This is a genomic window from Pseudomonas sp. Marseille-Q7302 (genome assembly GCF_965111925.1).
This window is the reverse complement of sequence record NZ_CBCOPK010000001.1, coordinates 2,788,943-2,813,201: the sequence shown is the minus strand read 5'-3', so window position 1 is coordinate 2,813,201 and position 24,259 is coordinate 2,788,943. Positions and strand designations below refer to the sequence as shown.

The window sequence follows — 24,259 nt, the reverse complement described above, 5'->3', positions numbered from 1 at the left end:
CCTAACCATGCAAGCCTTTACCCAGCACAACGGTTTGGTCGCTCCCCTGGATCGCGCCAACGTCGACACCGACCAGATCATTCCCAAGCAATTCCTGAAGTCGATCAAGCGCACCGGCTTCGGCCCGAACCTGTTCGACGAGTGGCGTTACCTGGACGTCGGCCAGCCCGGCCAGGACAACAGCAAGCGCCCGCTCAACCCTGACTTCGTGCTCAACCAGCCACGCTACCAGGGCGCCAGCATCCTGCTGGCGCGGGAGAACTTCGGTTGCGGTTCCAGTCGCGAGCACGCGCCCTGGGCGCTGGATGGCTACGGCTTTCGCTCGGTGATCGCGCCGAGCTTCGCCGACATCTTCTTCAACAACAGTTTCAAGAACGGCCTGCTGCCGATCATCCTCAGCGATGCCGAGGTGGAGGAGCTGTTTCGTCAGGTCGAGGCCCATGAGGGCTACCAGCTGGTGGTCGATCTCGAAAGCCAGACCGTGCGCCGTCCCGACGGCGTGGCGCTGCCCTTCGAGATCGATGCCTTCCGCAAGCACTGCCTGCTCAACGGCCTGGACGACATCGGCCTGACCCTGCAGGATGCCGACGCCATCGGGAGTTTCGAAGCCCGCTATCGCCAGAGCAGTCCCTGGATGTTCCCCAGCGCCTGAACCCAGTCGCCGGCCCTCGGGGTCGGCGCTCTTTCCGGAGGCTCCATGAGCGGTGAACACGAGCAACACGTACAGCAGCAATTCGGCGCCACCGCCGAGGCCTACCTGACCAGCGCCGTCCATGCCCAGGGCGCCGAACTCGCCGAGTTGCGCGAGGCGGTGGCGCAGCGAGAAGGCGCCAAGGTGCTTGATCTCGGGTGCGGTGGCGGTCACGTGAGCTACAACGTGGCGCCGGTGGCCGGGCAGGTGGTTGCCCTGGATCTGGCCGAGGAAATGCTGTCGGTGGTCAAGCGCACCGCGGCCGAGCAGGGCCTGGACAACATCAGCGTCCAACCCGGCATGGCCGAGCATCTGCCCTTCGGCGATGCCAGCTTCGACTTCGTCTTCAGCCGCTATTCGGCGCACCATTGGCGCGACATCGGCGCCGCCCTGCGCGAAGTGCGCCGGGTGCTGCGCCATGGCGGCGAGATGGCCATCATCGACGTGATCTCGCCGGCCAACCCGCGCCTGGATACCTATCTGCAGACGGTGGAGATCCTGCGCGACATCAGTCACGTGCGTGACTACTCCTTCGCCGAGTGGCATCGCCTGCTGGACATGGCGCGCCTGGGCGTGACCCGCTGCCGCCGCCAGCGCCTGCGCCTGGACTTCGCCAGCTGGACCGAGCGCATGCGTACCCCCGAGCCGCAGTGCCAGGCCATCCGCAGCCTGCAGAGCAAGATCGGCCAGGAAGTGCGCCAATATTTCGAAATCGACCGCGACGGCTCCTTCAGCGTCGACGTCATGGTTCTCTGGGCCCAGCCCATCTGATGTGAGACAGGAAAAGACAATGAGCAAGCAGATCCTCATCCTGCCGGGCGACGGTATCGGTCCGGAAATCATGGCCGAAGCGGTCAAGGTGCTGGAAACGGTCAACCGCGATCATGAGCTGGGCTTCGAGCTGGTCCACGACGACCTGGGCGGTGCGGCCATCGACCGCTACGGCGTTCCCCTGGCCGATGAGACCCTGGAGCGCGCCCGCGCCGCCGCTGCCGTGCTGCTGGGCGCCGTGGGTGGCCCCAAGTGGGACAAGCTCGAGCGTGACATCCGCCCCGAGCGCGGTCTGCTGAAGATCCGTTCCGCCCTGGGTCTGTTCGGCAACCTGCGTCCAGCCATTCTCTACCCGCAGCTGGCCGAGGCCTCGACCCTCAAGCCGGAAGTGGTCTCCGGCCTGGACATTCTCATCGTCCGCGAGCTGACCGGCGGCATCTACTTCGGCTCGCCGCGCGAGACCCGGGTGCTGGAGAACGGCGAACGCCAGGCCTTCGATACCCTGCCGTACAGCGAAGGCGAGATCCGCCGCATCGCCCGTGTCGGCTTCGACATGGCGCGCCTGCGCGGTAAGAAGCTGTGCTCGGTGGACAAGGCCAACGTCCTCGAATCCAGCCGCCTGTGGCGAGAAGTGGTGGAGGAGGTGGCCAAGGACTATCCGGACGTCGAACTCAGCCACATGTACGTCGACAACGCTGCCATGCAGCTGGTGCGCGCGCCCAAGCAGTTCGATGTGATCGTCACCGACAACATGTTCGGCGACATCCTCTCCGACGAAGCCTCGATGCTGACCGGCTCCATCGGCATGCTGCCCTCGGCGTCCCTGGACGCCCACAACAAGGGCATGTACGAACCCTGCCACGGCTCGGCGCCCGACATCGCCGGCCAGGGCGTGGCCAACCCCCTCGCGACCATCCTTTCGGTGGCCATGATGCTCAGATACACCTTTGGCGCCGCCGTGGCGGCCGAGGCCATCGAGGCGGCGGTGGGCCAGGTGCTAGACCAGGGGCTGCGGACCGGCGACATCTGGTCGGAAGGCAAGCAGCGGGTCGGTACCCGCGAGATGGGCGAAGCAGTGGTCGCCGCCCTCGCAAGGCGTTAATCTGATCGGCCGCCAGGGGAGGCGGCCGTCCTCAAGACAATAAAGGTGCAGTAGCGATGAAACGTGTAGGTCTGATCGGTTGGCGTGGCATGGTGGGCTCCGTGCTCATGCAGCGCATGCTCGAAGAGCGGGATTTCGACTTGATCGAGCCGGTGTTCTTCACCACCTCCAATGTTGGCGGTGAAGGCCCTGCCATTGGCAAGGGCGTGGCGCCGCTCAAGGATGCCTACAGCATCGACGAGCTCAAGACCCTCGACGTCATCCTCACCTGCCAGGGCGGCGACTACACCAGCGAGGTGTTCCCTAAGCTGCGCCAGGCCGGTTGGAAAGGCTACTGGATCGATGCGGCTTCCAGCCTGCGCATGCAGGATGACGCCGTCATCGTGCTGGACCCGGTCAACCGTCGCGTCATCGACCAGGCCCTGGCCGATGGCCGCAAGGACTTCATCGGCGGCAACTGCACCGTCAGCCTGATGCTGATGGCCCTGGGCGGGCTGTTCGAAGCCGGTCTGGTAGACTGGATGAGCGCCATGACCTACCAGGCCGCGTCCGGTGCCGGTGCCCAGAACATGCGCGAACTGATTCGCCAGATGGGCGCGACCCACGCCGCCGTCGCCGACAGCCTGGCCGACCCGGCCAGCGCCATCCTCGACATCGACCGTCAGGTCGCCGAGACCCTGCGCAGCGAGGCCTTCCCCACCGAGCAGTTCGGCGTCCCGCTGGCCGGCAGCCTGATCCCTTGGATCGACAAGGAACTGCCCAACGGCCAAAGCCGCGAGGAATGGAAGGCCCAGGCCGAGACCAACAAGATTCTCGGACGTTTCAAGAATCCCATTCCCGTGGATGGCATCTGCGTGCGCATCGGCGCCATGCGTTGCCACAGCCAGGCGCTGACCATCAAGCTGAACAAGGACGTGCCGCTGTCCGACATCCATGGTCTGATCAGCCAGCACAATCCCTGGGTCAAGCTGGTGCCGAATAACCGCGACGTCAGCATGCGCGACCTGACCCCGGCTGCCGTTACCGGCACCTTGAGCGTACCGGTTGGCCGCCTGCGCAAACTGAACATGGGCTCCCAGTACCTGGGCGCCTTCACCGTGGGCGACCAGCTGCTGTGGGGCGCCGCGGAGCCGTTGCGCCGCATGTTGCGGATCCTGCTCGAGCAGTGAGCCGACGGTTAAACGTTTGCCTATAGAGGAGGGCCGCCAGTAAAGTGCGGCCCTCTTTCGTTGCGGACCGTCCTATCATGACTGCCAGAGATATCGCCCTCATCGGCGCCACCAGTGCCTATGGCGAAGCCATTCGTGAGCTCCTCGACGAACGTGACGTGCCGCTCGGCAGGCTGCACCTGCTCGCCAGCGGTGAATCGGCGGGTCAGAATCTGCCCTTCCGAGGCAGCAATCTGCGCGTCGCCGGTCTCGAAGGTTTCGATTTCGCTCAGGTCGGCCTTGTCATCCTCGCGGTGCCGGCAGCCGTGGTGGAAACCCTGAGGCCACAACTGGCCGCCGCTGGTTGCGCCGTACTGGACCTCAGCGGTGCCTCCGCCGCGGCGTCCGTACTGCCGCGCATCAATGGCGAGACGCTCGATAGCCTTCCCGCTGCCGCCTGGCTTGGCGTACCGCTCGCGGCGGCACAGGCCGCTGCCAGCGTGGCAGCCGTGCTGGCTCGCTTCAATACGCTCAGCGATGCGTCCCTGACCGCCTGCCTGGCCGCGTCCGGCGCCGGCCGTGGCGGTGTCGAGGAGTTGGCGCGGCAGGCCACCGAACTGCTCAATGGTCGGCCCGTCGAGGCCCGGCTGTTCGAAGGCCAGCTGGCCTTCAATCTGCTCGGTCGCACCGGTGCTCCCGCTGTGGGTGGCTATACTGCCCAGGAACATCGCCTGCTGGACGAATGTCAGCAGGTGCTGGGCGAGACCTTGCCGGTACTGGACGTCACTGCCGTACAGGCGCCCGTATTCTTTGGCGACAGCCTGGCGCTGAGTCTGCGGGGTAGGGAAGCCTGGCAGCTGGAGCAGGTGCTGGAAGCGCTGGGTGATGAGCCCGGGCTGGCACTCGACGAAGACGTTGACTGTCCGTCGGCGGTGGGCGATGCCCTGGGGCGCGAAGAGGTGCTGGTGGGACGGGTAAGGCTGCATCCGCGGGATGCGCGGCGGCTGGAGTGCTGGTTGGTGGCGGACAACGTCAGATTGTCGGCGCTCACGGCCGTTCAGCTGGCCGAATTGTTGCTTAAACAGTCGGCCTAAAAGATACTTCGTGAAATGCTTCGCCCTTTTGGCTTGAGCGAAAGGGCAGTAGACGTGGCACGCAGCGATGGACACAGGCGCCCGCACGGTGGCGCGATCGACAGCTTCTAAAAAGGGACGGTCATGGTTCGAGTTCAGAAACTGGTGCGGGCAATTGCAGCGGCGAGCGCCTTGATGTCTGGCGCGGCCCAGGCCCTCAGCCTGGGGGAGATCCATCTCAACTCCGCGCTCAATCAGCCCTTCGATGCCACCATCGATCTGTCGGACCTGCGTGATCTTGGCACCGCCGACCTGCGACCCAACCTCGCGTCCGCCGAGGACTTCGGCAAGGCCGGCGTCGACCGTGCCTTCTTCCTCAACGATCTCAAGTTCGCGCCGGAAGTGCGCAATGGGCGGACCGTCATTCGCGTGACGTCGGCGCGCCCGGTGCGCGAGCCCTATCTGAACTTCCTGCTCGAGGTGAATTGGCCAAGCGGGCGTATCCTCCGCGAGTACACGGTGCTGTTGGATCCGCCGCTCTACACCCCCCAGGCTGCGGCAGCGCCCTTCGCCCCCCAGGTTCCGGGCACGCCGCGTGCACGCAACACCACGTCGAACGCCCCGCGTCCGGCCACGCCGCCCGCCGCGCCAGCGCCGAGCGCGACCCAGACGCCTGGTACCTACACCACCGAGCCGCGTGACACCCTTTGGGAAGTGGCGGCGCGCAATCGCCCGGCGTCCACTGTCAGCGTCGATCAGACCATGCTGGCGATTCAGGATTTGAACCCCAACGCCTTCATCGATCGCAACATCAACCTCATGAAGAGCGGCCAGGTGCTGCGCCTGCCCGATCAGGCACAGGCTGGAGCACGTCCCCAGCGCGAAGCCGTAGCGGAGATCGCGCGTCAGACCCGGGCCTGGAGGCAGGGTGGCGACAGTGCTCCGACCGGTACGCCGCGTCGGCAGGTGGATGCCTCCGCCCAGCCGAGTGGAAACGAGGCGCCGGCGACCGCCGCACCCAAGGACAACCTCAAGCTGCTCTCTGGCCAGTCGTCCAGCCGCGGAGGCGACTCCGCAGGTGGAAAGGGCAGTGATCAGGCCCTCGCCGACAAGCTGGCGGTGACCCAGGAAAGCCTGGACACCACCCGGCGCGAGAATGAAGAACTCAAGAGTCGTCTGGGCGATCTGCAGTCGCAGCTCGACAAGCTGCAGAAGATCATGCAGCTCAAGGACGCCCAGCTGGCCCGGATGCAGGCCAACATGGCCAATCCGCAGGCGGCGGGTCAGCCCGCCGCGCAGGCCACGCCTGAGACGGCGGTCCCAGGCACGCCTGCTCCCGCCGAAAACCCCAACACGCCAGTGCCTCAGGATCCGGCGGCGACCGCGCCTGCTACGCCGCCGGCCGAGGCTGCACCGGCTCAACCCGCCACGCCGCCGGCCAGCGAAGCCGCTACCGGTAACGCGCCGCCCGCGGCGAGTGCCAACGAGCCCAAGGTCATTCCGGTCACCCCAAGCAGTCCGGCGACCGAGCCTACCGAAGCGACCAACAGCTTCCTTGACGAGATTCTCAGCAACCCGCTGTGGCTGGGCATCATCGGTGGCAGCGCACTGCTGGCTCTGCTGGTGCTGCTGATGATCAACTCGCGCCGCAATGCGGTGAAGGAGGCCGAGCGCGAGCGGGAGGCCGAAGCGGCGCGTCCCGATACCGTCTTCGATGCCGATCCCGAGCTGGGCGACCACCACGGCCTCGCGGGCCTGGAACTGAGCCAGGCCGGCCAGGATACCTCCCGCGACGCCGACGCCCAGGACGATGCCCTGGGGCAGGCGGACATCTACATGGCCTACGGCCGTTTCAGCCAGGCGGCTGAGGTGCTCAAGAAAGCCAGCGACCAGGAGCCTCATCGCGCCGATCTGCGCCTCAAACTCATGGAAGTCTATGCCGAGATGGGTGACAAGGACGGTTTCCAGCGCGAGGAGCGTGAGCTCAAGGAGATCGGCGGTGCCCAGCCAGAGGTCGAGCACCTGAAGTCACGCTATCCGGCCATGGCTACCGTGGCCGTGGCCTCCGCGGCGGTCGGCGCTGCGGCCCTGGCCGCCGCTCATGAGTTGAGCGAAGAACAGGCCCGGGATCAGGGTTTCTCGGCGACCGAGGACAGCCAGGACTTCGACCTGTCCCTGGATGACTTCGGCACCGAAGATAATCATGCGACCCAGCCTGCCGGCCCGGCCGAAGAGCCGCTGTTCGGCGAAGCCTTTGCCGAAGCCAAGGCCAACGCAGCCGACTCCCGGGACGACTTCGACTTCGATCTCAACTTCGATCCTGAACCCGCTGCTGCTCCCGGTACCACCCCGGCGGCCAAGGATGACGACTTCGCCCTCGACTTCAGCGAGTTCGAGCGGCAGGGCGACCTGGCAAGCGACGAGGCACCGAGCACCGCGGCATTCGATGAGCCGCTGACCACGCCGGAGGAGCCGGCCGCCGATGCCGAGTTGCCGGCGCACTTCGATCTCGCCGACTTCGAGGAGCAGCCTGCGGCCAAGCGTGAGAGCGACGAGGAGTTCGCCGCACGCCTGCAGGAGGCTTCGCGTCAGTTCGATGCGGAAACCACCAGCGGGTCGTCGAAGGAAGATGGTCTGGACGACTTCGATTTCCTGTCCGGCGAAGACGAGACCGCTACCAAGCTGGATCTGGCGCGTGCCTACATCGACATGGGCGATCCCGAGGGTGCCCGGGACATCCTCGACGAGGTACTGGCCGAGGGGAATGCCGGGCAGCAGCAGGAAGCACGGGCGATCATCGCCCAGCTCAGCTGACGCCGGCCGGGCTTGGCAGAGGAGGGGAGGCGCTATAAGCTGCCACCCCTTTTTTTACCTGGCCGCCGCCTTGGATTTTCTAGATCCCACCATCATCGTTCCCCCGCAACGCATCGCGCTTGGCGTCGAGTACAAGGGTGCTCGCTATCGCGGCTGGCAGCGCCAGCAACCCGGTGTGCGCTCCGTTCAGGAGACGCTGGAAGACGCCTTGTCCGAGGTCGCCGCGGCACCTATCGCCCTGCACTGCGCGGGGCGGACCGATTGCGGGGTGCATGCTACCGGCCAGGTGGTGCATTTCGAATCCCCTGTCGCTCGACCGCTCAAGGCCTGGGTGATGGGCACCAACGCCAATCTGCCGTCCGACATCAGCGTCACCTGGGTCAAGCCGGTCAGCAATGAATTCCATGCCCGTTTCAGCGCCATGGCGCGGCGTTACCGCTATGTGATCTACAACGATCCGATCCGGCCTGCCCACCTGGCCGAAGAGGTCACCTGGAATCATCGGCCGTTGCGGATCGAACCGATGCGTGAAGCCGCCCAGGTGCTGCTCGGTACGCACGATTTCACCTCCTTTCGCGCCAAGGCCTGCCAGGCCAAGTCGGCGATCAAGACGATCCACCATCTGCGTCTCTGGCAGAGCGGACGGCTGATCGTGCTGGACATCCGCGCCAATGCCTTCCTGCATCATATGGTGCGCAACATCGCCGGGGTGCTGATGGCGGTGGGCTGTGGCGAGCGGCCGGTGGAATGGGTCGCCGAGGTCCTGGCCGCGCGTGAGCGGCGCCTGGGCGGCGTTACGGCCCATCCCTACGGCCTCTACCTGGTGGACGCCGAATATCCCGAAAGCACGCCCGTACCGAAGCGGCCGCTGGGTCCGTTGTTCCTGGGGCATATCCCCGAGCTGGATGACCCCCAAGGCTGACGCTGGGCAGGTGGTCTGCTAACATCCATCGATTTGGAACGAGGTCATTCCGGTTTGGCTAACGTTCGAGTGAAGATCTGCGGCATCACCCGGGTCGAGGATGCGCTGGCGGCTGCGGCAGCCGGTGCCGATGCCATCGGCCTGGTGTTCTATGCGCGCAGCCCGCGGGCGGTCACGGCCGCTCAGGCACGGCAGATCGTCGCGGCGCTGCCGCCCTTCGTGACCAGTGTGGGGCTGTTCGTCGATGCCTCGCCCTGCGAGATCGAAGAGACGCTGGATGCCGTGCCCCTGGATCTCCTGCAATTCCACGGCGACGAGTCGCCGGCCCAGTGTGCCCGTTATCGCCGTCCCTATATCAAAGCCCTGCGCATGCGCGAGGACATCGACCTTGCCGGCATCGCCCGGGACTATGCGGACGCCCGCGGTCTGTTGCTCGATACCTATGTCGCTGGCGTACCCGGAGGTACCGGCCAGGCGTTCGATTGGACGCGCGTGCCTGCTGACCTCTCGCTGCCATTGATCGTGGCGGGTGGGCTGGACGCGGACAACGTCGCCACGGCCATCGCCGCATCCCGGCCCTATGGCGTGGACGTGAGCGGCGGCGTAGAGCAGGCCAAGGGCATCAAGGATGCTGCCGAGATCGCGCGCTTCATCGCCGCTGTGCGGGGTGCGCCGGTCGCCTGATGTGACCCTCGTGGGCCGATGGCCGTCCACACCTGCGACATATTCGACAGGCCCGCCTCGCGCGGGGCTGAAGTCCGGCTCCCTTGGAGGCGGCATGAGACAAGAGGGTAGCGGCCCGGGACGTAGCGGGCGTTGCCGAACCTATTAGATGCTCAAGGAAGGCGTGGCCTAGGCCGCGCTGGGAGCCCATGCAAGTGGAGAGAGATGCATGAGCAATTGGCTGGTCGACAAACTGATTCCTTCCATCATGCGGTCCGAGGTGAAGCGCAGTTCGGTGCCGGAAGGTCTTTGGCACAAGTGTCCGGCCTGCGAAGCGGTCCTCTACCGTCCGGAGCTGGAAAAGAACCTGGACGTGTGCCTGAAGTGCGGTCACCACATGCGTATCAATGCGCGTCGCCGCCTGGACATCTTCCTCGACGCCGAAGGTCGTGAGGAATTGGGTACCGAGCTGGAGCCGGTAGATCGGCTGAAATTCCGCGACAGCAAGAAGTACAAGGATCGCTTCACCGCAGCGCAGAAGGAAACCGGCGAGAAAGATGCTCTGATCTCCATGCGTGGCACCCTCAAGGGCATGCCGGTGGCGGTCTGTGCCTTCGAATTCTCCTTCATGGGCGGCTCCATGGGCGCCGTGGTCGGCGAGCGCTTCGTGCGCGCGGCCAATGTGGCCCTGGAACAGCGCTGCCCGCTGATCTGCTTCTCCGCCTCCGGTGGTGCGCGGATGCAGGAAGCCCTGATCTCCTTGATGCAGATGGCCAAGACCTCCGCGGTGCTGGCACGCTTGCGCGAAGAGGGCATTCCCTTCATCTCCGTGCTGACCGATCCGGTCTACGGTGGTGTCTCCGCCAGTCTGGCGATGCTGGGTGACGTCATCGTCGCCGAGCCCAAGGCGCTGATCGGCTTCGCCGGTCCGCGCGTGATCGAGCAGACCGTGCGTGAAAAGCTGCCGGAAGGTTTCCAGCGCAGTGAGTTCCTCCTGGACCACGGCGCCGTCGACCTCATCGTGTCGCGCAAGGAGCTGCGTGACCGCCTGGCGCGGTTACTGGCGACCTTCCAGCACCAGCCGGTTCCGGCGGCCTGATGGCTTCGCGCAGCCTCGCGCAGTGGCTGGCCTATCTCGAGCAGCTGCATCCCTCGGCGATCGACATGGGCCTGGACCGGGTGCGCGAGGTCGCGCAGCGGCTGGGACTGACCCGGCCGGCCCCGCGGGTGGTGACCGTGACCGGCACCAACGGCAAGGGCTCTACCTGTGCCTTTCTGGCCAGCCTGCTGCGCGCCAGCGGGCAGCGGGTGGGCGTCTATGCGTCGCCCCATCTGGTGCGCTACAACGAGCGCGTCGATGTGGATGGCACTCTTGCCAGCGATAGCGAGCTCTGCACCGCCTTCGCCGCGGTGGAAGCCGCCCGTGGCGAGATCAGCCTGACCTATTTCGAGGTGGGCACTCTGGCGGCCTTCTGGCTGTTCGAACGCGCCGACCTGGACGTCGCCGTCCTCGAGGTCGGTCTGGGTGGCCGCCTGGACGCGGTGAACCTGATCGACGCCGATCTGGCCTTGGTCACCAGCATTGGCCTGGATCACGCCGAATGGTTGGGCGACACCCGCGAAAGCGTCGCTGTGGAAAAGGCCGGCATCTTCCGCGCCGGCAAACCGGCTCTCTGTGGTGACGTGCAGCCTCCGGCGGAGCTGGCCGAGGCTGCCGAGCGGCTGGGAGCACCGCTGCTGCAACGTGGCGAAGCCTTCGACCTGCAGATCGAGAGCGCTAGCTGGTTCTGGCGCGGTCGGGATGCCCAGGGCAACGAGCGGCTCCTGCCTGGCTTGCCGTTGCTCGATTTGCCCATGGAGAACGCGGCACTGGCGCTACAGGCCTATGCCTTGCTCGACCAGCCCTGGCTCCCTGAGCAGATCGCTGCCGCCTTGCTGGCCACCCGTATGACCGGTCGGCTGGATCGTCGGCAGGTTGAGCGGGCAGGGGAGGCGCGTCACATCCTGCTGGACGTGGCGCACAATCCGCATGCGGCCGAGTACCTGGCCCGCCGCCTGGCAATGAAGCCGATCGCCGGCGTGCGTCGGGCGGTATTTGGCGTGCTGGCGGACAAGGACCTGGACGGGATCCTGGCACCGCTGGAAGGGCTCTTCGCCAGCTGGGCGGTGGCCACGTTGCCGACCGGACGCAGTCGCGATGGCGCCGAGGTGGCGGGCATCCTGACCGCACGCGGCGCCCAGGCCGAGGTCCATGCCTCGCTGCTGGCCGCCTTCGAGGCGCAACTGGCGGCCAGTGCGGCGGCCGACGAGGTGGTCGTGTTCGGCTCCTTCTACAGCGTTGCCGAGGTCGTCGCGCAGCTTTCTTCCCCATCCGAATCCGCGGAGGCATAACCCATGCTCAAGCAACGAGTCATCGGAGCGCTGGTGCTGCTGGCGCTGATCATCATTTTCGTACCCATGCTCTTCAATCGCCAGGATGACGCTCGCAAGGTGGTGGTCGAGGCACCGCCTCAGCCGGCGGCGCCCACCGTGCCCAGCACCGAGGTACAGCCGGCGCAGACGCCTGAGGCACCGCCGGTGGTGGTGGTCCCCGACGAGCCGGCGAAGCCGCTCGGCAAGCCGCAGACGCCTATCGCCGGTACCTCCGGTCAGGCGCCGGCACAGAACGCTCCGGTAACGGCGCCGCCGCAACCCCAGGCTGCACCTGCCGCTCCGGTCGCCAAGGCGCCTGCCGCCAGCGCCCCTGCCGCTCCGGTCGCTACCCCGGCACCGGCTGCCAAGCCGGACTCGCGCCTGGGCGCGGCCAACCTACCGAACAGCTGGTCGGTCCAGCTGGCCAGCCTGTCGTCCCGGCCCAGTGCCGATGCGCTGCAGGCCAAGCTGCGCAGCCAGGGCTACAACGCCTATGTACGGACCGCCGACGGCATGAATCGCGTCTTCGTCGGGCCGGTGATCGAGCGCAGCGAGGCGGATCGCCTGCGCGATCAGCTCAACAAGCAGAATGGCGTCAAGGGCTTCGTCGTACGCTTTCAGCCAGAGCGCGGTTAACCCGGTCACAAGGCTCTGCTAGAATGCAGAGCCTTTTTGTTAGTGGACCTTGCCGTGGGCTTCACCTGGGTGGACTGGGCGATCGTCGCCGTTGTCATCGTTTCCTGCCTGATCAGCCTCAGGCGCGGCTTCGTCAAGGAAGCGCTGTCACTGGCCACCTGGATCGTTGCCGGTGGGGTAGCCTGGGTATTCGGCGGGGCGCTTTCCACCTACCTGGTGGACTATATTCAGGTGCCTTCCGGACGGGTGATCGCCGCCTGTGTCATTCTCTTCGTGCTGACGCTGCTCGTCGGCGCCCTGGTGAGCTTCTTGCTTGGCGAATTGATCCGCGTCACCGGACTGTCGGGCACCGATCGCTTTCTCGGCATGGCGTTCGGCGCCGCGCGGGGCGCCCTGTTGATCACCGTAGCCGTGGGCCTGTTGAGCCTGGGGCCGGTCCAGCAGGACGGCTGGTGGCAGCAGTCGGTGCTGGTGCCGCATTTTCTACTGGTAGCCGATTGGTCGAAGAATCTGCTGTTGGGCTTTGCCGGTCAATGGCTGGGCGCGACGCCCATGCCGAGCTTGCAACTGCTGCCACAGCTGGGGCCCAAGGCCCCGTGAACCGTTTTCCAGGCCTCGCTCTGCCGGGGTCATCCTGCGATGGTTCGCCGTCGCATCACTTGAAACAGTGGGGTCGCGTCACATGTGTGGCATCGTAGGTATCGTGGGCAAGACGAACGTCAACCAGTCGCTATACGACGCGCTCACCGTCCTTCAACATCGCGGTCAGGATGCCGCCGGTATCGTGACCAGTCGGGACGGTAAACTCTACTTGCGCAAGGACAACGGCCTGGTTCGCGACGTCTTCCAGCAACGACACATGCAGCACCTGATCGGCCACATGGGTATCGGTCACGTGCGCTATCCCACGGCCGGCAGTTCCAGCTCCGCCGAGGCGCAGCCGTTCTACGTGAACTCGCCCTATGGCATCACCCTTGCGCACAACGGCAACCTGACCAACGTCGAGCAGCTGTCCCGCGAGATCTACGAGTCCGATCTGCGCCACGTGAACACTACCTCCGATTCCGAGGTGCTGCTCAACGTCTTCGCCCACGAACTGGCGGTGCGCAACAAGCTGCAGCCGACCGAGGACGACGTCTTCGCCGCCGTATCCGAAGTCCATGAGCGCTGCCGTGGCGGTTACGCCGTGGTGGCCATGATCACCGGCTACGGCATCGTCGGCTTCCGCGATCCCAACGCCATTCGTCCCATCGTCTTCGGCCAGCGCCACACCGAATACGGCGTGGAATACATGATCGCTTCCGAAAGCGTCGCCCTCGACGTGCTCGGCTTTACCCTGATCCGCGACCTGGAGCCGGGCGAAGCCGTGTACATCACCGAAGACGGCCGGCTCTACACCCGTCAGTGCGCGCAGAATCCGCAGTACGCGCCCTGCATCTTCGAACACGTCTACCTGGCCCGCCCGGATTCCATCATCGATGGCATCTCGGTCTACAAGGCCCGCCTGCGCATGGGCGAAAAACTCGCCGAGAAGATCCAGCGCGAGCGTCCGGATCACGGCATCGACGTGGTCATCCCGATCCCGGACACCAGCCGCACCGCGGCCTTGGAACTGGCGAACCACCTGGGCGTCAAGTTCCGCGAGGGCTTCGTCAAGAATCGCTACATCGGCCGTACCTTCATCATGCCCGGCCAGGCCGCGCGCAAGAAATCGGTACGCCAGAAGCTCAATGCCATCGAGCTGGAATTCCGCGGCAAGAACGTGATGCTGGTGGACGACTCCATCGTCCGCGGCACCACCTGCAAGCAGATCATCCAGATGGCCCGCGAGGCGGGCGCGAAGAAGGTCTACTTCTGCTCGGCCGCCCCGGCAGTGCGCTTCCCCAACGTCTACGGCATCGACATGCCCAGCGTCCACGAGTTGATCGCCCATGGTCGTACCACCGAGGAAGTCGGTGAACTGATCGGCGCCGACTGGCTGATCTACCAGGACCTGCAGGACCTGCAGGAGGCCGTACGGACCCGCAAGGCACCCAAGGTCGAGCAGTTCGATTGCGCGGTGTTCGATGGCGAGTACATCACCGGCGACATCGATGCCGCCTATCTGAACCGGATCGAACAGGCGCGCAACGACTCGGCCAAGGTCAAGCACCAGGCGGTCAGCGCCATCATCGATCTCTACAACGACTAAGGAGCTGCACATGAGCCAAGACTGGGATGCCGGACGCCTGGACAGTGATCTCGAAGGCGCGGCCTTCGAGACCTTGGCGGTGCGGGCAGGGCAGCAGCGCTCGCCGGAAGGTGAGCACGGCGAAGCCCTGTTCCTGACCAGCAGCTACGTGTTCCGTACCGCCGCGGATGCGGCGGCGCGCTTTGCCGGCGAAGTGCCGGGCAATGTCTATTCGCGCTATACCAATCCCACGGTCCGTACCTTCGAAACCCGCATCGCGGCGCTGGAAGGGGCGGAGCAGGCCGTCGCGACCGCCTCGGGCATGTCGGCCATCCTGGCCATGGTGATGAGCCTGTGCAGCGCTGGCGACCACGTGCTGGTCTCGCGCAGCGTGTTCGGCTCCACCATCAGTCTGTTCGAGAAGTACTTCAAGCGCTTCGGCATCGAGGTGGACTACCCGCCATTGGCGGACCTGGACGCCTGGCGGGTGGCTTGCAAGCCCAACACCCGGCTGTTCTTCGTCGAGTCGCCGTCCAATCCACTGGCCGAGCTGGTGGACATCGCCGGCCTGGCCGAGATTGCCCACGCCCAGGGTGCGCTGCTGTCGGTCGACAACTGCTTCTGCACCCCGGCGCTGCAAAAGCCGCTTGCGCTGGGCGCGGACATCGTCATCCATTCGGCGACCAAGTACATCGACGGCCAGGGCCGTGGCATGGGCGGCGTGGTCGCTGGCCGGGCCGAGCAGATGAAGGAGGTGGTGGGCTTCCTGCGCACCGCCGGGCCGACCTTGAGTCCCTTCAATGCCTGGCTGTTCCTCAAGGGGCTGGAGACACTGAAGATCCGCATGCAGGCGCACAGCCAGACCGCGCTGGAACTGGCGCGCTGGCTGGAAGCGCAGCCCGGTATCGAGCGTGTTCACTACGCCGGCCTGCAAAGCCATCCGCAGCATGAGCTGGCCTGCCGCCAGCAAACGGCCTTTGGCGCCGTGGTGAGCTTCGAGGTAGCGGGTGGGCGTGATGCTGCCTGGCGCTTCATCGATGCCACCCGGATGATTTCCATCACCACCAACCTGGGCGATACCAAGACCACCATCGCCCACCCGGCCACCACTTCCCACGGGCGGCTGTCGCCGGCCGAGCGGGCCAGCGCCGGGATCAGCGACAGCCTGATCCGCATCGCCGTCGGTCTGGAGGACCGCGGTGATTTGCAGCAGGACCTGGCTCGCGGACTGGCGGCCCTATGAGTCTGACCTTCGCACCGGTAGAGCTGCGCGTGGCCCTGGTCACGGGCGCGGCGCGTGGCATTGGTCTGGGCATTGCCGCCTGGCTGGTGGCCGAGGGCTGGCGTGTGGTGGTGGCTGACGTCGAGCAGGAGCGTGGCGCCAAGGTGGCCGCTGCCCTGGGTGATCGTGCCTGGTTCGTGGCGGTGGACGTGGCCGACGAGACCCAGGTCGAGTCCGCCGTCGCCCAGGTGATCGGCCAGTTCGGGCGGCTGGATGCCCTGGTCAACAATGCCGGCCTCGCCAGCGCCCAAGGCCAGCCGCTGGAAAGCCTTGCACTGGGCGAATGGCGTCGGGTGCTGGGGGTGAATCTGGACGGCCCCATGCTCATGGCCAAGCATTGCGCGCCCTATCTGCGCGAGCAGCAGGGCGCCATCGTCAACATCGCGTCGACTCGCGCTCAGCAATCCGAGCCGCACAGCGAAGCCTATGCCGCCAGCAAGGGCGGGTTACTGGCGCTGACCCATGCGCTGGCGATCAGCCTCGGGCCGGAGGTGCGGGTGAACGCCCTCTGTCCCGGCTGGATCGATGCACGGGATTCCCATGTCCGGGACGCCGAGCCGTTGTCCGCCGCCGACCACGAGCAGCATCCGGTTGGGCGGGTGGGGACGGTGGAAGACGTGGCGGCGTGCGTGGCCTGGCTGCTGGGTGGCAATGCCGGCTTCATCAGTGGCGAAGCCATCACCCTGGATGGCGGCATGACGCGCAAGATGATCTACGTCGAATAGTCGCGAGCAGAAAAATAAATTGGAAAAATCCTTGACGGATCAAGGGGCTACGAGCAGAATGCGCGTCACCCGAAGGGGATGGCTGATTAGCTCAGCTGGGAGAGCACCTGCATCACACGCAGGGGGTCGGCGGTTCGATCCCGTCATCAGCCACCAAACTCTTCGGGAAGTGTTCCGCAAGGTACACGCAATGCGCAGCGGTAGTTCAGTCGGTTAGAATACCGGCCTGTCACGCCGGGGGTCGCGGGTTCGAGTCCCGTCCGCTGCGCCATATAGAAGTCGTTCCGGGTCCTCTGAACTGCCCGAACGACGCAAGAGAAGCTGCCCTAGGGCAGCTTTTTTTGTGCCTTTAGAAAAGGCCTGCTGACAATTCAGCTGGCAGGCGCCAGGTCAGGCGCGCTTCGCGACCAGCGTCAGGATGTCGTAGCTCGCCACCAGCACCTGGTCCTGATTGGTGACCTCGACATCCCAGGCGACCACGCCTTGGGGCTCACCTAGAGGACTCAGCTTGCCCTGGTCGATCTTGCGCTTGCAGGTGAGGCGGGCCTGGATGGTGTCGCCGATACCGACCGGATTGACGAAGCGCAGGGTGTCCAGGCCGTAGTTGGCCAGCACCGGGCCGACGCCGGGAGAAACGAACAACCCGGCCGCGGCGGAGAGTACGAAGTAGCCATGGGCGATGCGCTTGCCGAATTGCGATTGCCGCGCGGCCAGTTCATCGAAGTGCATGTAGAAGTGATCCCCCGACAGGCAGCCGAAGTTGACCAGATCGGCCTCGGTCACCGTGCGTCTATGGGTAAGCAGGGATTCACCGATCCGCAGGTCATCGAAGTGGCGGCGGAAGGGATGAACCTCGCCTTCGTGCAGGACGGCGCCGCGAACGTACTCGCCGGTGATACCCATGAGCATGGTCGGGGAGCCCTGGACTGCGGCGCGTTGCAGATAGTGCTTTACCGCGCGCAGGCCGCCCAGCTCTTCACCACCACCGGCGCGACCAGGGCCACCATGCTTGAGCATGGGCAGCGGGGAGCCGTGGCCGGTGGATTCGGCGGCGGCGTCACGATCAAGGATATGCAGGCGGCCATGCAGGGCGGCCATGGTAGGTGCCATCCGCGCGGCGATCTGTGGCGCGCGGGTGACCAGGGTGGCTACCAGGCTGCCCTGGCCGCGGGCCGCCAGTACCAGGGCCTCGTCCAGATCGTCGTAGCCCATCAGGGTGCTGACCGGACCGAAGGCTTCGATGTCATGGGCGCCGCCGGGGGCATGGGGATCGCGGCTGCGCAGCAGGGTCGGGGCGAAGAAGGCGCCGTCCCGCACGCCGTCGCCACGGGGCTCGAAGCCGTCGCGGGCGCCATGGATGAGCTCGCTGGAGGCGAGCAGGGCCTGCACGCGCTCGGCCACATCGGCTTGTTGGGCGTGGGACGCCAGGGCGCCCATCTTCACGCCTTCCACCGCCGGATCGCCGATCACCAGCTTGGCCAGGCGGGCGCTCAGGCGTTCGGCCACGGCATCGAGATGCTGGCTGGGGACGATGGCGCGGCGAATGGCGGTGCATTTCTGCCCGGCCTTGGCGGTCATCTCGCGCGCTACCTCGCGGACGAAGAGCTCGAATTCCTCATCGTCGGGTGTGACGTCAGGGGCGAGGATGGCGCAGTTCAGCGAATCCGCCTCGGCGTTGAAGGGGATCGAACGCTGGATCAGGTTGGGCGTGACCCGCAGCCGGGCAGCGGTGTCCGCCGAGCCGGTGAAGGTGACCACGTCCTGGCCTTGCAGCTGATCCAGCAGGTCGCCGGTGCTGCCGATGATGAGTTGCAGACTGCCGGAGGGCAGCAGACCGGAATCCTGCATCAGGCGCACAGCCGCCTCGGTCACGTAGCTGGTAGCAGTGGCCGGCTTGATGATGCAGGGCACGGCGGCGAGAAAGCTGGGTGCGAATTTCTCCAGCATGCCCCAGATGGGGAAGTTGAAGGCATTGATATGCACCGCCAGGCCCCCGCGGGGGACCAGGATATGGGTGCCGGCGAAATGCCCGGCCTTGCCCAGGGGGAAGGCCGGGCCTTCGTGAATGAGGTTGCCGGAGGGCAGCTCGCGGCGGCCGAGGCCGGCGTAGGCGAAGAGGGTGCTGGCGCCGCCCTCGACATCGATCCAGCTGTCCGCGCGGGTTGCGCCGGTGTGGCGGCTGATCTCGTAGAGGCGCTCCTTGTGTTCCAGCAGATAGAGCCCCAGGGCCTTGAGGCACTGGGCGCGCTGCTGGAAATCCAGCGCCATCAGCGCCTGCTGCCCCTGGATGCGGCCATGCCGGAGGGCTTCGGTGAAGTCCAGGCGTTCCTCGTGGGTATGGGCGACCGGTCGACCATTCACGGCGCTGCGCAACGGCTGGGCACCGTGCTGGCCGATCCAGCGGCCGCCAATGAAGCTTTGCAGGACGGGGGCGTTGTTCATGGGACTTCTCCTGGAGCGCGTCCTGCACCGGGCGGCGGCTCTCGTTATCGTTCTTGGTTTCGCCCTGGGCGACGGCTCACCGCTGGTCGAAGTCCAGCACCACCCGGTCGCTGAGGGGGTAGGCCTGGCAGGCGAGCACATAGCCGGCCTTGACCTCGTAATCCTCCAGGGCGAAGTTGCTGTCCATTTCCACCTCACCCTCGATCACCCGGCATTTGCAGGTGGAGCAGACGCCCGCCCTGCAGGAATAGGGCAGTTCAGCCCCCTGGGCGTTGCCGGCGTCCAGCAGGCTGGCACTGTTGCGCGGCAGATCGAACGCCAGGGCGCGACCATCGTGGATGATGGTGATCTGGCTGGTCGCGGTGCTGCCGGTTTCGGTGGTCTGGCGCGCCTCCGATCGCTCGCTTCCCGCGGCGGCAAAGAGCTCGAAGTGGATGCGCTCGGCCGGCAGGCCCCTGGCGGTGAGCTGCGCCCGTACCGTTTCGGTCATCGCCTGGGGACCGCAGATGAAGGCGGCGGTGAGGGAAGGAACGTCCAGCCAGCGACTGAACAGCTGCGCGCATTTATCGGCGTCGATACGACCGTTGTAGAGGTCCACGTCCTGTTGTTCGCGGCTGAAGACGAAGATCAGGTTCAGGCGCTGCAGATAGCGATTCTTCAGGTCCTCCAGTTGCTCGCGAAACAGGGCGGCGTTGCCCGAGCGATTGCCGTAGAGCAGGGTGATCTGGCTGAGCGGTTCGGTTTCCAGGGTGGTCTTGATGATCGACAGGATGGGGGTGATGCCGCTGCCTGCCGCCACGGCCAGATAGTGGCCCTGGCGCTGGGGATCAAGGGGAGTCTGAAAGCGGCCCGCGGGCGGCATGACATCCAGCTGGCTGCCGACCTTGAGCGCCTGGTTGGCGTGGGTGGAGAAACGGCCGCCGTTGACCCGCTTGATGGCCACCCGCAGCTCGCCATCGTTGACGCCGCTGCAGATCGAGTAGGAGCGGCGCAGCTCCTCGCCCTCCACCCGGGTGCGGATCACCAGGTGCTGGCCCTGGGTGAAGCGAAAGCGTTCCTGCAGTTCGACGGGGATGTCGAATGCGATGGACACGGCGTCGCGGGTTTCGGGACGGACGTCGCGGATGGTCAGGCGGTGGAATCGGCTCATGGTCGACCTCGTGCGGCGCCGCCGCTCAGATGCACTTGAAGTAGTCGAAGGGCTCGCGGCATTCCAGGCAGCGATACAGCGCCTTGCAGGCCGTGGAGCCGAATTCGCTCAGCCGTTCGGTGTGGCGGCTGCCGCATTGCGGACAGCTCACTTCCGGCGCCTCGCCCGGCAGGCTGCGCTTGCTGCCACCGGGGGCGGGGGGAGCGATGCCGTAGGCGCTCAGCGCCTGGCGGCCGGTGGCGGTGATCCAGTCGGTGGTCCAGGCCGGGTCCAGGCGGCGCTCCAGGCGCGGGGCGGCGAAGCCGGCGGTCTCAAGGGCCTGCTGGATGTCCTGCTCGATGACCTCGGTGGCCGGGCAGCCGGAGTAGGTCGGGGTCACCACCACATGCAGGTGGCCCTGCTGCCAATCCAGGTCGCGCACGATACCCAGGTCGACCACGCTGACAACCGGCACCTCGGGATCCATCACCGCGCCGAGCACCCGCCAGGCCAGGTCGAGGTCGGCGGCGGTGCCTGGACGGGCGCCATGACTGCCGGCGATCAGCTCACCAGGTCGCATCGGGATGGGCTCGTTGCAGGAATTGCATTTCCGCCAGCAGGGTGCCCAGGTGTTCGCTGTGCAGGCCACGGCGGCCGCTGAGGTAGAAGTTCACCGCAGGGGCGGGCACGGGCAGGGTGGCCCGGGCGAAGGTCTCCTCGACCTGCGCTTGCCAGGCGCTGGCAATGGCCAGCGGATCCGGGCCGATACCTGCCTCATGCAGCGCCTGCTCCACCTCGTCGCCCTGGGTCAGCTCCACGGTAAAGCGCCAGACCTGGGGCAGGGCAGCCAGCATCCGTGCGTGACTCTCTTCGGTGCCATCGCCCAGGCGCTCGACCCATTCGCCGGAGCGGCGTAGGTGGTAGGTGACTTCCTTGACCGCCTTGGCGGCGATACCGGAGATGCGGGCGTCGCCGGACTCGCTCAGGCCGCGCAGCAGGGGCAGGTGCCAGGCGTCGTAGAGGAACTGCTTCGTCAGGGTCACGGCGTAGTCGCCGTTGGGTTGCTCGACCAGCAACAGATTGCGGAAGGCGCGCTCGTCGCGGCGAAAGGCCAGGTGATCGGCATCGCGGCCGTCGGCCAGCAATTCCGCCGCGTAGTCGTACCAGTTGCGCGCCTGGCCCACCAGGTCCAGGCCGACGTTCATCAGCGCCAGCTCCTCTTCCAGCGCCGGGGCCCGGCCGCACCACTCGCACAGCCGCTGGCCCTGGATCAGGGCGCTGTCGGCCAGTCGCAGCAGGTACTCGATCTTGGCGTCATGCTCACTCATGGCAGGGCTCACATGTGGCCGACTTCAGGGGGCAGCTCATAGAAGCTGGCATGCCGGTAGATCTTGTCGTCGGCGGGGTCGAAGAGGGGCTCCTTCTCGTCCGGCGACGAGGCGGTGATCTGCGCCGAGGGCACCACCCAGAGGCTCACGCCCTCACTGCGCCGGGTGTAGAGCTCACGGGCGTTCTCCAGGGCCATGGCGGCATCGGCCGCATGGACGCTGCCGACGTGCTTGTGGTTGAGACCGTGCTTGCTGCGCACGAAGACTTCGAACAGGGCCCATTCAGCCATGGCGGCGATCTCCCAGGGTCAGGCGGCGCTAGTGCGTTGTTGTTTCTTGCGGGCGTGGGCGACCGCGGCTTCGCGGACCCAGGCCCCACCGTCGATGGCGTTGCGGCGGGTGGCCAGGCGCTCGGCGTTGCAGGGGCCGTTGCCCTTGAGCACCTCGTAGAATTCCTCCCACTGGATGGCGCCGAAGTCGTAATGCCCGCGAGCCTCGTTCCACCGGAGCTCCGGGTCGGGCGCGGTGCAGCCGAGCAGCTCCAGCTGCGGCACGGTCTGGTCGATGAAGCGCTGGCGCAGCTCGTCGTTGCTCTGCCGCTTGATCTTCCAGGCCAGCGACTGGGCGCTGTTGGGAGAGTGCGCGTCGTTCGGGCCGAACATCATCAGCGCCGGCCACCAGAGCCGGTTGATGGCGTCCTGCACCATGTCCCGCTGGGCCTGGGTACCCTGGCGCATCATCGTCAGCAGCAGCTCGTAGCCTTGGCGCTGGTGGAAGCTCTCCTCCTTGCAGATACGGATCATGGCGCGGGAATAGGGGCCGTAGGAGGTGCGCTGCAGGACCACCTGGTTGACGATGGCGGCGCCATCCACCAGCCAGCCCACCGCGCCCATGTCGGCCCAGTTCAGTGTCGGGTAGTTGAAGATGCTGGAGTACTTGGCCTTGCCCGTGTGCAGCTTGGCGATCTCCTCGTCACGGTCGGCGCCCAGGGTCTCCATGGCGCTGTACAGGTAGAGCCCGTGGCCAGCTTCGTCCTGGATCTTGGCCATCAGCTGCAGCTTGCGCTTGAGGGTCGGCGCGCGGGTCACCCAGTTGCCCTCGGGCAGCATACCGACGATTTCCGAATGGGCATGCTGGGAGATCTGCCGGATCAGCGTCTGGCGATAGGCCTCGGGCATCCAGTTCTTGGCTTCGATCTTGATCTCGTCATCGATCTTCTGTTGGAACGCCCGCTCCTCGGGTGACATCTCTTCGAGCGACTTGACACCCTTGGTGCCGGTCTCGACCAGTTGCGCGTACATGAGTCGGCTCCTGTGCAATGGAGGAAAGAGGTATCGCCTCCCAGGTCTTCAGTTCTAAACGATACAAAAAGCAATGTACAGTGCAATTTATCTGTGTCGGGTTGTGGACGCCTGAAGGGCCGCTGGTGGATCACCTGTGGCCATGACATCCGCTAGAGGCGCCGCTTTGCGGGGAACCCACGGTTGGCAAGCGCCTGCCCGGCCCGTGATTCGATCGATTCACACACTGCGTAGGCGAGAAAGACGGCTTTGGGGCCGAGCACCGAGGCGCCGCCCTCGCGTCTGGAGAGTGGCGGTGGCTCAGGCGTGCTGACGACGGTCGTAGACGTGGCAGGCCTTGCCTTCCGAGCGCTTGAGGCTGTGGCAGGGCTGCAACAGGACCCTGCTACTGATGCCGACGTGGGTCTTGATCTGCCGTGCCAGTTCCTGGGCGATCTGCGCCTGTTCGGTGGCGGCCAGGTGCTGGAGTTCGTGCCTGAGTTCCACATGCACCTCGATGCTGTCCAGGTTGCCCTGGCGGGACAGGTGGAGCTCATAGACCTCGGCCAGGATACCGGCCTTGAGCACCTGCTCCTCGATCTGGGTCGGGAAGACGTTGACGCCCCGGATGATGAGCATGTCGTCGCTCCGCCCGGTGATCTTGTCGATGCGCCGCATGGGGCGGGCGGTACCCGGCAGCAGACGGGTCAGGTCACGGGTGCGATAGCGGATCATCGGCAGGGCTTCCTTGCTCAACGAGGTGAAGACCAGCTCGCCGTATTCACCATCCGGCAGCACGGCACCGCTGACCGGATCGATGATCTCCGGATAGAAGTGATCTTCCCACACCGTGGGGCCGTCCTTGGTTTCGGCGCATTCCATGGCCACGCCAGGCCCCATGATCTCGGAGAGGCCGTAGATGTCGAGGGCAACGATGCCCAGACGCTCTTCCACCACACGGCGGAGTTCGGCCGTCCAGGGTTCGGCGCCGAAGATACCCAGGCGCAGCCGCAATTCGTGAGGGTCCACGCCCTGGCGTTCGATCTCGTCCGCCAGGTTGAGCATGTAGGAAGGGGTGACCATGATGATGTCGGGTTGCAGGTCGCGGATCAGCTGGACCTGCTTCTCGGTCTGGCCGCCCGACATCGGGATCACGGTGCAGCCCAGGCGCTCGGCGCCGTAATGGGCGCCCAGCCCGCCGGTGAACAGGCCGTAGCCATAGGCGATATGCACCCTGTCACCCTTGCGACCGCCCGCGGCGCGAATCGAGCGGGCCATGACACTGGCCCAGGTGTCGATGTCCCCCTGGGTATAACCCACCACCGTCGGCTTGCCGGTGGTGCCGCTGGAGGCGTGCAAGCGCACGATCTCGTGCTGGGGCACGGCGAACATGCCGTAGGGATAGTGATCGCGCAGGTCGCTCTTGCCGGTGAAGGGAAAACGCGCCAGATCGTCCAGGGAGTGCAGGTCGTCCGGGTGCACCTGGGCCTCCTCGAAACGCCGGCGATACAGGGGTACGTTCTCGTAGGCGTGCTTCAGGCTCCAGCGCAGCCGGTCCAGCTGATGCTGGCGCAGGCTGTCGAGGCTGGCGATCTCCAGCGGGTCGAGCAGGGCACGATTGGCGTCGAGGGGCAGGTTCATGGCGTCACTCGAAGGTTGTGGTGGGGGCTG

Annotated in this window: 22 protein-coding genes and 2 tRNA genes; 17 read left to right on the top strand and 7 right to left on the bottom strand. The window is 66.0% G+C overall.

Going from position 1 to position 24,259, the window contains the following annotated elements; genetic code table 11:
* Positions 1-7: 7 nt before the first annotated feature.
* From leuD to ACWPW1_RS13105, 17 genes are all read left to right on the top strand, one after another.
* Complete coding sequence (gene leuD / locus ACWPW1_RS13185) at positions 8-652, top strand: 3-isopropylmalate dehydratase small subunit (RefSeq protein ID WP_454253141.1); 645 nt, start codon at positions 8-10, stop codon at positions 650-652.
* 45 nt (positions 653-697) lie between these two features.
* Positions 698-1,462 (top strand): methyltransferase domain-containing protein, encoded by a 765-nt coding sequence (locus ACWPW1_RS13180; protein ID WP_434774371.1) that lies wholly within the window; start codon positions 698-700, stop codon positions 1,460-1,462.
* A 19-nt stretch (positions 1,463-1,481) separates the two neighbouring features.
* Positions 1,482-2,564, top strand: coding sequence for a 3-isopropylmalate dehydrogenase (gene leuB, locus ACWPW1_RS13175; protein WP_059315183.1), 1,083 nt, complete (start codon positions 1,482-1,484; stop codon positions 2,562-2,564).
* A gap of 56 nt (positions 2,565-2,620) precedes the next feature.
* The gene (gene asd / locus ACWPW1_RS13170; RefSeq protein ID WP_007158663.1) at positions 2,621-3,733 is read left to right on the top strand and encodes an aspartate-semialdehyde dehydrogenase; all 1,113 of its coding nucleotides are present in this window, start codon (positions 2,621-2,623) and stop codon (positions 3,731-3,733) included.
* A 77-nt stretch (positions 3,734-3,810) separates the two neighbouring features.
* On the top strand, positions 3,811-4,806 hold the full coding sequence (locus ACWPW1_RS13165; protein WP_271655120.1) for an aspartate-semialdehyde dehydrogenase: 996 nt from the start codon (positions 3,811-3,813) through the stop codon (positions 4,804-4,806).
* Positions 4,807-4,980: 174 nt separating this feature from the next.
* Positions 4,981-7,599, top strand: a complete 2,619-nt coding sequence (locus ACWPW1_RS13160) for a FimV/HubP family polar landmark protein (protein WP_454253140.1) — start codon at positions 4,981-4,983, stop codon at positions 7,597-7,599.
* Positions 7,600-7,669: 70 nt separating this feature from the next.
* A complete protein-coding gene (truA, locus tag ACWPW1_RS13155; RefSeq protein ID WP_007158660.1) occupies positions 7,670-8,521 on the top strand; it encodes a tRNA pseudouridine(38-40) synthase TruA in 852 nt (283 codons plus the stop codon).
* A gap of 54 nt (positions 8,522-8,575) precedes the next feature.
* Positions 8,576-9,205, top strand: coding sequence for a phosphoribosylanthranilate isomerase (locus ACWPW1_RS13150; protein WP_059315179.1), 630 nt, complete (start codon positions 8,576-8,578; stop codon positions 9,203-9,205).
* Between the two features lie 208 nt (positions 9,206-9,413).
* Positions 9,414-10,283, top strand: a complete 870-nt coding sequence (gene accD, locus ACWPW1_RS13145) for an acetyl-CoA carboxylase, carboxyltransferase subunit beta (RefSeq protein ID WP_059315178.1) — start codon at positions 9,414-9,416, stop codon at positions 10,281-10,283.
* Entirely contained in the window at positions 10,283-11,575 is a 1,293-nt protein-coding gene (gene folC / locus ACWPW1_RS13140) for a bifunctional tetrahydrofolate synthase/dihydrofolate synthase (RefSeq protein ID WP_434774368.1), read from the top strand. Before accD ends, folC begins: the two co-directional genes overlap by 1 nt.
* Before the next feature lie 3 nt (positions 11,576-11,578).
* Positions 11,579-12,232, top strand: coding sequence for an SPOR domain-containing protein (locus ACWPW1_RS13135; RefSeq protein WP_454253139.1), 654 nt, complete (start codon positions 11,579-11,581; stop codon positions 12,230-12,232).
* A 54-nt stretch (positions 12,233-12,286) separates the two neighbouring features.
* Complete coding sequence (locus tag ACWPW1_RS13130; RefSeq protein WP_271655117.1) at positions 12,287-12,832, top strand: CvpA family protein; 546 nt, start codon at positions 12,287-12,289, stop codon at positions 12,830-12,832.
* Between the two features lie 82 nt (positions 12,833-12,914).
* Positions 12,915-14,423 carry an amidophosphoribosyltransferase gene (purF, locus tag ACWPW1_RS13125; RefSeq protein WP_323150152.1) on the top strand — a complete coding sequence of 503 codons (1,509 nt, stop codon included), beginning with the start codon at positions 12,915-12,917 and terminating at the stop codon, positions 14,421-14,423.
* A 10-nt stretch (positions 14,424-14,433) separates the two neighbouring features.
* Positions 14,434-15,645, top strand: a complete 1,212-nt coding sequence (locus ACWPW1_RS13120) for an O-succinylhomoserine sulfhydrylase (RefSeq protein WP_454253138.1) — start codon at positions 14,434-14,436, stop codon at positions 15,643-15,645.
* A complete protein-coding gene (locus tag ACWPW1_RS13115) occupies positions 15,642-16,409 on the top strand; it encodes an SDR family oxidoreductase (RefSeq protein ID WP_454253137.1) in 768 nt (255 codons plus the stop codon). The genes ACWPW1_RS13120 and ACWPW1_RS13115 overlap by 4 nt, the downstream gene beginning before the upstream one ends.
* A gap of 80 nt (positions 16,410-16,489) precedes the next feature.
* Positions 16,490-16,565, top strand: a tRNA-Val gene (locus tag ACWPW1_RS13110).
* A gap of 38 nt (positions 16,566-16,603) precedes the next feature.
* Positions 16,604-16,680: transfer RNA gene (locus tag ACWPW1_RS13105), tRNA-Asp, on the top strand.
* A gap of 119 nt (positions 16,681-16,799) precedes the next feature.
* On the opposite strand, the gene paaZ is transcribed toward ACWPW1_RS13105, so the two are convergent.
* The 7 genes from paaZ to paaK all read right to left on the bottom strand — a co-directional run bounded on the left by paaZ (position 16,800) and on the right by paaK (position 24,229).
* Positions 16,800-18,851, bottom strand: a complete 2,052-nt coding sequence (paaZ, locus tag ACWPW1_RS13100; RefSeq protein WP_454253136.1) for a phenylacetic acid degradation bifunctional protein PaaZ — start codon at positions 18,849-18,851, stop codon at positions 16,800-16,802.
* Positions 18,852-18,927: 76 nt separating this feature from the next.
* Positions 18,928-20,001 (bottom strand): 1,2-phenylacetyl-CoA epoxidase subunit PaaE, encoded by a 1,074-nt coding sequence (gene paaE / locus ACWPW1_RS13095; protein ID WP_454253135.1) that lies wholly within the window; start codon positions 19,999-20,001, stop codon positions 18,928-18,930.
* Positions 20,002-20,026: 25 nt separating this feature from the next.
* Positions 20,027-20,560: a 1,2-phenylacetyl-CoA epoxidase subunit PaaD gene (gene paaD / locus ACWPW1_RS13090; RefSeq protein ID WP_454253134.1), complete on the bottom strand. Its 534-nt coding sequence runs from the start codon at positions 20,558-20,560 to the stop codon at positions 20,027-20,029.
* Positions 20,547-21,308, bottom strand: a complete 762-nt coding sequence (paaC, locus tag ACWPW1_RS13085) for a 1,2-phenylacetyl-CoA epoxidase subunit PaaC (RefSeq protein WP_454253133.1) — start codon at positions 21,306-21,308, stop codon at positions 20,547-20,549. The genes paaD and paaC overlap by 14 nt, the downstream gene beginning before the upstream one ends.
* A gap of 8 nt (positions 21,309-21,316) precedes the next feature.
* Positions 21,317-21,598 carry a 1,2-phenylacetyl-CoA epoxidase subunit PaaB gene (gene paaB, locus ACWPW1_RS13080; protein WP_271655109.1) on the bottom strand — a complete coding sequence of 94 codons (282 nt, stop codon included), beginning with the start codon at positions 21,596-21,598 and terminating at the stop codon, positions 21,317-21,319.
* Between the two features lie 18 nt (positions 21,599-21,616).
* Positions 21,617-22,609: a 1,2-phenylacetyl-CoA epoxidase subunit PaaA gene (gene paaA, locus ACWPW1_RS13075; RefSeq protein WP_059315166.1), complete on the bottom strand. Its 993-nt coding sequence runs from the start codon at positions 22,607-22,609 to the stop codon at positions 21,617-21,619.
* A gap of 300 nt (positions 22,610-22,909) precedes the next feature.
* A complete protein-coding gene (gene paaK, locus ACWPW1_RS13070) occupies positions 22,910-24,229 on the bottom strand; it encodes a phenylacetate--CoA ligase PaaK (RefSeq protein WP_454253132.1) in 1,320 nt (439 codons plus the stop codon).
* Positions 24,230-24,259: the final 30 nt, after the last annotated feature.

Coding starts and splice junctions, on each gene's coding strand:
- leuD (WP_454253141.1), top strand. CDS start 8: ATGCAAGCCTTTACCCAGCACAACGGTTTGGTCGCTCCCCTGGATCGC.
- ACWPW1_RS13180 (WP_434774371.1), top strand. CDS start 698: ATGAGCGGTGAACACGAGCAACACGTACAGCAGCAATTCGGCGCCACC.
- leuB (WP_059315183.1), top strand. CDS start 1,482: ATGAGCAAGCAGATCCTCATCCTGCCGGGCGACGGTATCGGTCCGGAA.
- asd (WP_007158663.1), top strand. CDS start 2,621: ATGAAACGTGTAGGTCTGATCGGTTGGCGTGGCATGGTGGGCTCCGTG.
- ACWPW1_RS13165 (WP_271655120.1), top strand. CDS start 3,811: ATGACTGCCAGAGATATCGCCCTCATCGGCGCCACCAGTGCCTATGGC.
- ACWPW1_RS13160 (WP_454253140.1), top strand. CDS start 4,981: ATGTCTGGCGCGGCCCAGGCCCTCAGCCTGGGGGAGATCCATCTCAAC.
- accD (WP_059315178.1), top strand. CDS start 9,414: ATGAGCAATTGGCTGGTCGACAAACTGATTCCTTCCATCATGCGGTCC.
- folC (WP_434774368.1), top strand. CDS start 10,283: ATGGCTTCGCGCAGCCTCGCGCAGTGGCTGGCCTATCTCGAGCAGCTG.
- ACWPW1_RS13135 (WP_454253139.1), top strand. CDS start 11,579: ATGCTCAAGCAACGAGTCATCGGAGCGCTGGTGCTGCTGGCGCTGATC.
- purF (WP_323150152.1), top strand. CDS start 12,915: ATGTGTGGCATCGTAGGTATCGTGGGCAAGACGAACGTCAACCAGTCG.
- ACWPW1_RS13120 (WP_454253138.1), top strand. CDS start 14,434: ATGAGCCAAGACTGGGATGCCGGACGCCTGGACAGTGATCTCGAAGGC.
- ACWPW1_RS13115 (WP_454253137.1), top strand. CDS start 15,642: ATGAGTCTGACCTTCGCACCGGTAGAGCTGCGCGTGGCCCTGGTCACG.
- paaZ (WP_454253136.1), bottom strand. CDS start 18,851: ATGAACAACGCCCCCGTCCTGCAAAGCTTCATTGGCGGCCGCTGGATC.
- paaE (WP_454253135.1), bottom strand. CDS start 20,001: ATGAGCCGATTCCACCGCCTGACCATCCGCGACGTCCGTCCCGAAACC.
- paaD (WP_454253134.1), bottom strand. CDS start 20,560: ATGCGACCTGGTGAGCTGATCGCCGGCAGTCATGGCGCCCGTCCAGGC.
- paaC (WP_454253133.1), bottom strand. CDS start 21,308: ATGAGTGAGCATGACGCCAAGATCGAGTACCTGCTGCGACTGGCCGAC.
- paaB (WP_271655109.1), bottom strand. CDS start 21,598: ATGGCTGAATGGGCCCTGTTCGAAGTCTTCGTGCGCAGCAAGCACGGT.
- paaA (WP_059315166.1), bottom strand. CDS start 22,609: ATGTACGCGCAACTGGTCGAGACCGGCACCAAGGGTGTCAAGTCGCTC.
- paaK (WP_454253132.1), bottom strand. CDS start 24,229: ATGAACCTGCCCCTCGACGCCAATCGTGCCCTGCTCGACCCGCTGGAG.